At 75.8% G+C, this 1,560-nt stretch carries 1 protein-coding gene and 1 pseudogene; both read left to right on the top strand.

Annotated elements, in window-relative coordinates; all coding sequences use genetic code 11:
• Positions 1-474: pseudogene (locus E1283_RS36050) on the top strand (NYN domain-containing protein); the annotation flags it as partial.
• Positions 475-599: 125 nt separating this feature from the next.
• Positions 600-1,560: ABC transporter ATP-binding protein (locus tag E1283_RS36045; RefSeq protein WP_132822370.1), on the top strand; the 961-nt coding region annotated here is incomplete at its 3' end.

Below are 1,560 nucleotides of genomic sequence, written 5' to 3'. Positions count from 1 at the left end.
CCCAAGGACCTCGCCTCCCTCGGCCGCCCGCTTCCCGCCCCACCACACGGCGGCGCGCCGACCACCGCCACCCTGCGCTGGTCCTCCGACCGAGGCTGGGTCGACCGCGGCTCGCCGGACGAGGCCCCGGAGACGGCTGCCCTGCCGATGCTCTCCCAGCTCACCACCGCCGAGCAGCGCTGGGCCGACCGCGAGGAGGACATCACCGCCGTCAGCGGCGACCCCTTCGAGGTCGGCCAGGTCTTCGCCCGCCGCTGGGCCGAGCGTCTCGTCTCGACCAACCACCTCGACCGGCTCTCCACCGAGTACCCCCGCATCCCGCACCGCATCGACGGCGAACTCCTCCGCTACGCCGCCCGGTTCGGGCTGCTGGCGCACAAGGACGACCAGATCGACGAGCAGGACAGGTACGCGATCCGGGCCGGTTTCTGGCGCGAGGTGGACCTCAGGACGGGCGTCGAACGCGCCTCCTGAGCCGGGGGGCGCGTCCCGCGGGTCCGCCGCGCCGCGTAGGCTCGTGGACCGTGGCCTCATCTACCGCACGGGCCGAGGCCCGAACCCCCGCACCGCGACGCGCCCCAGCCAAGGCCGCGTTGACCGTGCGCGGACTGGTCAAGAGCTACCCGGCCAGGCGCCGCGGCCGACGCCTCGGACGAGCCGCCAAGGCCGACCCGCCGCCGGTCGTGGCCAGCGACGGCATCGACCTCGACGTGGCCCGCGGCGAGATCTTCGGCCTCCTCGGCCCCAACGGCGCCGGCAAGACCACCCTGGTCAGACAGCTCACCGGGCTGCTCCGCCCCGACGCCGGCACGGTCACCCTGCTCGGCCACGACCTCCTCCGCCACCCCGGGTACGCCGCCCGGCTCCTCGCCTATCTCGGCCAGGAGTCCACCGCCCTCGACGAGTTGACCGTCGCACTCGCCGTCGAGACCACCGCCAGGCTCCGCGGCCTCGACACGGCCACCGCCCGCCGGGAGCGGGACGCCGTGCTCGGCGAACTGGACCTCGCACCGCTTGCCGGCCGCCCGCTGAAACGGCTCTCCGGCGGCCAGCGGCGGCTCGCCTGCGTGGCCGCCGCGCTGGCCGGCCACCGGCCCGTCCTGGTGCTCGACGAGCCGACCGCCGGCATGGACCCGGTCGCCCGCCGCGCCGTCTGGTCCGCCCTCGACCGCCGCCGCGAGCGGCACGGCACCACCGTGCTGCTGGTCACCCACAACGTGACGGAGGCCGAGACCGTCCTCGACCGCGTCGCGGTCCTCGACGCCGGCCGCGTCATCGCCTGCGACACCCCCGCCGGGCTGCGGGCCCTGGTCGGCACCGAGGTGCGGCTCGAACTCGTCTGGCGCGACGAGCCGCCGCTGCGGATCCCGGCCATCGCCGCGGCCGCCGGCACCGCCGGCATCGCGGGCGCCGGAGGCCGGCGCTGGACCCTCCGCCTCCCCCAGGACGACGCGCGCGCCCTGGTCGCCACCCTCACGCAGGGGCCGGCCTTCGCGGCCCTGGAGGACTTCACGTTGACGACGCCGAGCCTGGAGGACGTCTACCTCTGTCTCTTATACA

The organism is Streptomyces hainanensis (genome assembly GCF_004348415.1).
Classification (GTDB): Bacteria; Actinomycetota; Actinomycetes; order Streptomycetales; family Streptomycetaceae; genus Streptomyces; species Streptomyces hainanensis.
This window is presented reverse-complemented; position numbering and strand designations above follow the sequence as displayed.